The organism is Burkholderia sp. Ac-20379 (assembly GCF_017104645.1).
Classification (GTDB): domain Bacteria; phylum Pseudomonadota; class Gammaproteobacteria; order Burkholderiales; family Burkholderiaceae; genus Burkholderia.
The window spans coordinates 1-5,124 of record NZ_JAAGPF010000435.1; the positions used below are offsets into that span (position 1 = coordinate 1).

Genomic DNA, 5,124 nt, shown 5'->3' on the forward strand with positions numbered 1-5,124 from the left:
GCCTCGCGCGCCGTCGCGCAGTTGGCCGCGTCGAGCCCCGCCGCCTGCGCCAGCCGGCCGGCCAGCCAGGCCGCGCGCGGCGAATGGTCGGTCGGCTGGCCCATGCTGAGGTCGCCCACGAAGGCAAGCGCCTTCAGGGCGTCGAACACGCGCAACGGCGAGGGAGGGTCAGAGGGATCGATCGTCGGCATCGGCAAACTGGAAGGACATGCGCAGGAAAATGACACGGAGATGGACACGGACACGCGCGCGAGGCTAGGCGACCACTATACGCGAGCGTGCGGGCGCGGGCATGGGCGCGCGGGCGGCCTGGCCCGGCCCCGGTCGGTCATTCGACCGATGCCGCCGGCGGGCGCGGGATGCGATGCTGGTATCCCGTCGTTCGCGGCACCGGCCATGCGCCGGGCCCCGCACCGGCCCGTTATCCCGAAGGAGTCCCCATGGTCGATCGTCAAGCAGCCCCTGCCCCCGCCCTTGCCAGCGCCGAGCGCTGGCTCAAGCACTACTACTTCCTCCGCGTCGGCTTTTCGGTCGTCTGGATCGCACTGGCCTTCACGCTCGGGCGGCAGACGCCGGCCTTCGCCGCCGTCCTGCTGGTGATCTACCCCGCCTGGGACGCGGCGGCCAACTACCTCGACCTGTCGCGCAGCGGCGGCGGCTTCGCCAACAACCGCCCGCAGGCGATCAACGTGCTGATGAGCACGCTGATCACGGTGGCGGTGGTCGTCGCGCTGCCCCTCGGCCTGCCGGCCGTGCTGTACGTGTTCGGTACCTGGGCGATCGTCTCGGGGCTGCCGCAGCTGGGCACCGGCCTGAGCCGCTGGAAGCGTTTCGGCGCGCAATGGCCGATGATCCTCAGCGGCGCCCAATCGGCGCTGGTCGGCGCGCTGCTGATCGCCCACGCCGAAACGATCACGGTGCCCGCCATCGTGAAGGTGGCCGGCTACGCGAGCGGCGGCGCGTTCTATTTCCTGATCTCGGCCGTGTGGCTGCAGGTTCAGCAATCGCGCCGCGCGGCGCGGCAAGCTTACTGAGCCGGGCACCGGCACGGGGCGCGCCCGCCGCCCCGTGCCGCAACGCCTTCAGCGCCCGGCGGCCTCCACCACTTTGAGCCTGGCCGGCACGGGCAGCGTGTCGTCGCGGCCCGCCTCGGCCGGGCCGCGCTCGCGGCTGACCGACAGATAGCGCATGCAGCACACGCGCAGGAACGACGCGAAGTTGATCGGCTCGTCGCCGCGCAGGTCCAGCAGCTCGTCGTGCAGCTTGGCTGCGAACTGGCTGGTGGTCATGCCCTCCCGGTTGGCGATTTCCTGCAGCACTTCCCAGAACAGGTTCTCCAGGCGCACGGTGGTCACCACGCCGTGAATCCGGATCGCGCGGGTGCGCGATTCGTAGAGAATCGGATCCGCGTTGATATAGACGCTGCACATGCGAATGTCTCCTTGTCTCGAAGCGAGCCGCGCGGCTCACAACTCGCGCCGGCTCATGCGGCCGGCGATGTAGTCGGCCTGACGGATCGCCAGCGTGACGATCGTCAGCGTCGGGTTCTCGGCCGCGCCCGTGGTGAACTGGCTGCCGTCCGAAATGAACAGGTTCGCGATGTCGTGGGTCTGGCCGTAGCCGTTGCAGACGCCGTCTTCCGCGCGCGCGCTCATCCGGGCCGTGCCGAGATTGTGCGTGGACGGGTATGGCGGAACACGATACACCGTCTTCGCGCCCGCCGCCTCGTACACCGCCGTGCCCTGCTTGAAGCCGTGCTCGCGCATCGCCTCGTCGTTCGGATGATCGTCGTAATGGACGTTCGCCACCGGCAGGCCGTACCGATCCTTCACGTCGCGATTCAGCGTGATGCGGTTCGAGGCGCGCGGCATGTCCTCGCCGACGATCCACATGCCCGCCGTGTACGGATACGCGTCCATCGCCTTCGTGAAATCGCCGCCCCACGCGCCGGGGTTGAAGAACGCGGCGTAGAACGGCAGGCCCAGCGCGATCGTCTCCATGTGATAGCCGCCCGCGAAGCCGCGTTGGGTGTCGAGCCGCGCCTCGTCCTCGATGATGCCGGCCATGGTGGTGCCCTTGTACATGTCGACCTGCTTGTCGAACACGGCGTACACCGAGCCGGTGGTGTGACGCATGTAGTTGCGCCCCACCTGCCCCGACGAATTCGCCAGGCCGTCGCGGAAGCGGTTCGACGCGGAGGCCAGCAGCAGCCGCGGCGTTTCGATCGAATTGCCCGCCACCGCCACCACGCGCGCCTTCTGCCGCTGCAGCTTGCCCTTGGCGTCGTAATAGAGCACGGCGGTGGCCTTGCCGTGCGCGTCGTGCTCGATGCGCGCCACGTGCGACTGCGGGCGCAATTCCATGTGGCCGGTGGCCTGCGCCTGCGGAATCTCCGTGTAGAGCGTGGACCACTTCGCGCCGAAGCGGCAGCCCTGGAAGCAGAAGCCGCGCTGATAGCAGTGGCTGCGGCCGTCGCGATTGGTGCTGTTGATCGCCATGTGGCCGGTGTTGCATTCGCGATAGCCGAGCTTGGTCGCGCCCGCGTGCATCACCTTGAAGTTGTTGTTGCCGGGCAGGCCCGGCAGGCCGTTGGTGCGCGTCACGCCCATCTTCTTCTCGGCGCGGTCGTAGTACGGGTCGAGTTCCGCGCGCGTGACCGGCCAGTCGAGCAGCGAGGCGCCCTCGATCGCGCCGTAATGCGTGCGCGCCGCGAATTCGTGCGGCTGAATGCGCAGGCTCGCGCCGGCCCAGTGCGTGGTGGTACCGCCCACCGTCTTGCAGATCCAGGCTGGCAGCGACGGGAAATCGCGCGCCACGCGCCACGATCCCGAGGTGGTGCGCGGGTCGAGCCACGACAGCAGCTTGAACGCCTCCCATTCCTCGGTCTTGAAATCGGCCTGAGTGTTCAGGCTGCCCGCCTCCAGCACCACCACGTCGATGCCCTTCTGCGCCAGCTCGTTGGCGAGCGTGCCGCCGCCCGCGCCGGAACCGATGACGACCACCACGCTGGCGTCGTCGTGCGAAAAGCGCTTGCCGTCCGGCTGCTTCGATTGTTGCGTTGCCATGCGATGTCTCCCAGGTTCAGGCTGCCGGTACGGGGCCGCTGTCCGCCGGCGCCGGATCGGGCAGCCAGCTCAGGTCGTCGAAACCCTTGAACAGATAACCGCCGTCGCCTTCCGCCGCGCCATAGCCGAAATGCTTGTAGGCCAGCCCGTTGCTGTACAGCGAGACGACGGCCGTGCTGCGCACCGTCTCGAAGAACGGCGTGCCGGCAATCGCGGCGGTGTCCTTCGCCTGCGCGGCAGCGTCCTGATGGGCCCAGTCGCCGCCGGCCGCCTTCGCGTCGAGCTGGCGCGCGCCGGCCGCGAGCTGCTTGCGCACGGCGGCGTCCTTGCGCGCCTTGGCGTCGAGATCCTTGACCACCAGCGCGTAGACGGCGTCGTCGAGCGTGGCGTGCGGATAGATCTGCTTGACCAGCGCGAGCAGCACCGCGCCCGTGTGCGAGTCGAGCCCTTGCAGCTCGACCGCCCAGACGCGGCTCGGCGCGAACGCCGCCAGCGACGACGACAGCGCCAGCGTGCCGATCAGCACGCCGGTTCCCTTGAGCCACTCGCGGCGCGTCAGCGCGATGCGCGGCGGGCCGTCCGCTTCGGCCTGTCCCTCGCGGACCATGCCGATGGTTTTGCCTTCCATGTTCGTCTCCTTGATTGCGGGCACGTGATGCGACGGGATGCGCGACGTGACGCGTTCCCGTTCGCTTGTTGTTGTGGTGCTGCCGTCCTCGCGCTGGCTGCCTGGCGGTCCTGTGCGCCTGTCTCGCCGTTTGTATCGGGTTGGCGGGCGATCGCCTACCGGTAATGTCCATGACGTTCGAGCACCTCGATCTTGTAGCCGTCCGGATCCTCGATGAAGAAAAAGCGCGCGATCAGTTCGCCGCCGCCGTCGCGGAATTCCTTGACGTCCTTCGGCTGCAGGCCGAGCCCGACGAGCCGCGCGCGATCGGCGGCCGCGTCGTCCACCACGAACGCCACGTGGCCGTAGCCGTCGCCGTGCGTGTAGGCCGGCTCGCGGCCCTTGTTCCAGGTCAGCTCGAGTTCGGTTTCGGTTTCCGCGTTGCGCAGGTAGACGAGCGAGAAATCGTCGAAATCGAGCCGGTGCGAGGGCAGCAGGCCGAACGCCGCTTCGTAGAACGCGAGCGAGCGGTCGAGGTCGTGCACGCGCACCATCGTGTGAATCAGTTTGGCCATCGGGCGGTCTCCTTGGTCTCGATAACGGGTTGAGTTGCGGGCGGATGCGGCCGTCGGTGCCTCACTTCGGCCCGAGCGTGGCGATATAGGCGGCGAGGTTGTCGATGTCCTGATCGGACAGGCCCTGCGCCATCGGCTGCATCATCTGCGCCGTGCCGCCGGTGCGCTGGCCGGCCTTGTACGCGTGCAGCGCGGCGGCCACGTAGGCGGCGTTCTGGCCGCCGATCTTCGGGAACGCGGGCGAGGTGGTCGTGCTGCCGTTCGCGCCGTGGCAAGCCGCGCACGCGGCGAATTTGGCGCGGCCCTGCGCGGGATCGCCGGCGGCCTGCGCGAGGCCCGCGCCGCCGAGCGATACGCCGGCCAGCACGGCCAGCGTCAACACCCGGGAAGACCAACGGGCCATACGAAAGAAACGTGAGGACTGCGTGCGGCGAACTCGGATCATGGTCATGCCTGCTCTCGTGGGGAAGCTGTTTTCTAGTGCTGTCAGCGTAACGAGCGCGGCAAGCCGGCTGGTAATACATGGCTAAATCGCGCCTAGGGGTTTTCCGCATCGCGATGAAGCGCGCGCCGCATTGCGTGACTTTTTCTCACGGTTGAGACGAATTCCGCTCCGTTGTGGCTGGTTGCGCGCGCACCTAGACTGAGCGCATCGCACTGCAACACGATCTGGAGATCCGCTCGATGACCACCGCTTCCTCCGCTTCCTCCGCCTCCTCCGCGCCGCTGATCCTGATCACCGGCGGCAGCCGCGGCGTCGGCGCCGCCACCGCGCGGCTCGCCGCCGAACGGGGCTACGACGTGGCGATCAGCTATGTCGCCAACGAGGCCGCCGCGCAGGCCGTGGCCGCCGGCGTGACGGCGCACGGCCGCCGCG

Annotated in this window: 7 protein-coding genes and 1 pseudogene; 2 read left to right on the forward strand and 6 right to left on the reverse strand. The window is 68.7% G+C overall.

The window, feature by feature from the left end:
• Nucleotides 1-191: pseudogene (locus G3N92_RS30820) on the reverse strand (LuxR family transcriptional regulator); the annotation flags it as partial.
• Between the two features lie 249 nt (nucleotides 192-440).
• On the opposite strand from G3N92_RS30820, the gene G3N92_RS30825 reads away from it, so the two are divergent.
• Complete coding sequence (locus G3N92_RS30825; protein WP_206131331.1) at nucleotides 441-1,034, forward strand: DUF308 domain-containing protein; 594 nt, start codon at nucleotides 441-443, stop codon at nucleotides 1,032-1,034.
• A 48-nt stretch (nucleotides 1,035-1,082) separates the two neighbouring features.
• On the opposite strand, the gene G3N92_RS30830 is transcribed toward G3N92_RS30825, so the two are convergent.
• The 5 genes from G3N92_RS30830 to G3N92_RS30850 all read right to left on the reverse strand — a co-directional run bounded on the left by G3N92_RS30830 (nucleotide 1,083) and on the right by G3N92_RS30850 (nucleotide 4,650).
• The gene (locus tag G3N92_RS30830; protein ID WP_206131332.1) at nucleotides 1,083-1,430 is read right to left on the reverse strand and encodes a ribbon-helix-helix domain-containing protein; all 348 of its coding nucleotides are present in this window, start codon (nucleotides 1,428-1,430) and stop codon (nucleotides 1,083-1,085) included.
• A gap of 36 nt (nucleotides 1,431-1,466) precedes the next feature.
• Entirely contained in the window at nucleotides 1,467-3,065 is a 1,599-nt protein-coding gene (locus tag G3N92_RS30835) for a GMC family oxidoreductase (protein WP_206131333.1), read from the reverse strand.
• A gap of 16 nt (nucleotides 3,066-3,081) precedes the next feature.
• On the reverse strand, nucleotides 3,082-3,693 hold the full coding sequence (locus tag G3N92_RS30840; protein ID WP_206131334.1) for a tat (twin-arginine translocation) pathway signal sequence: 612 nt from the start codon (nucleotides 3,691-3,693) through the stop codon (nucleotides 3,082-3,084).
• 155 nt (nucleotides 3,694-3,848) lie between these two features.
• Nucleotides 3,849-4,247 carry a VOC family protein gene (locus G3N92_RS30845; RefSeq protein WP_206131335.1) on the reverse strand — a complete coding sequence of 133 codons (399 nt, stop codon included), beginning with the start codon at nucleotides 4,245-4,247 and terminating at the stop codon, nucleotides 3,849-3,851.
• Nucleotides 4,248-4,308: 61 nt separating this feature from the next.
• On the reverse strand, nucleotides 4,309-4,650 hold the full coding sequence (locus G3N92_RS30850; protein ID WP_241015130.1) for a c-type cytochrome: 342 nt from the start codon (nucleotides 4,648-4,650) through the stop codon (nucleotides 4,309-4,311).
• A gap of 281 nt (nucleotides 4,651-4,931) precedes the next feature.
• Between G3N92_RS30850 and G3N92_RS30855 the strand changes: the two genes are divergently transcribed.
• Nucleotides 4,932-5,124 (forward strand): SDR family NAD(P)-dependent oxidoreductase (locus G3N92_RS30855; RefSeq protein ID WP_206131336.1); only part of this gene is annotated, 193 nt, incomplete at its 3' end.

Bases quoted from the DNA above. Each gene is read 5' to 3' on its own strand.
- G3N92_RS30830 (WP_206131332.1), bottom strand. From the start codon at position 1,430: ATGTGCAGCGTCTATATCAACGCGGATCCGATTCTCTACGAATCGCGC.
- G3N92_RS30850 (WP_241015130.1), bottom strand. From the start codon at position 4,650: ATGGCCCGTTGGTCTTCCCGGGTGTTGACGCTGGCCGTGCTGGCCGGC.
- G3N92_RS30825 (WP_206131331.1), top strand. From the start codon at position 441: ATGGTCGATCGTCAAGCAGCCCCTGCCCCCGCCCTTGCCAGCGCCGAG.
- G3N92_RS30835 (WP_206131333.1), bottom strand. From the start codon at position 3,065: ATGGCAACGCAACAATCGAAGCAGCCGGACGGCAAGCGCTTTTCGCAC.
- G3N92_RS30845 (WP_206131335.1), bottom strand. From the start codon at position 4,247: ATGGCCAAACTGATTCACACGATGGTGCGCGTGCACGACCTCGACCGC.
- G3N92_RS30840 (WP_206131334.1), bottom strand. From the start codon at position 3,693: ATGGAAGGCAAAACCATCGGCATGGTCCGCGAGGGACAGGCCGAAGCG.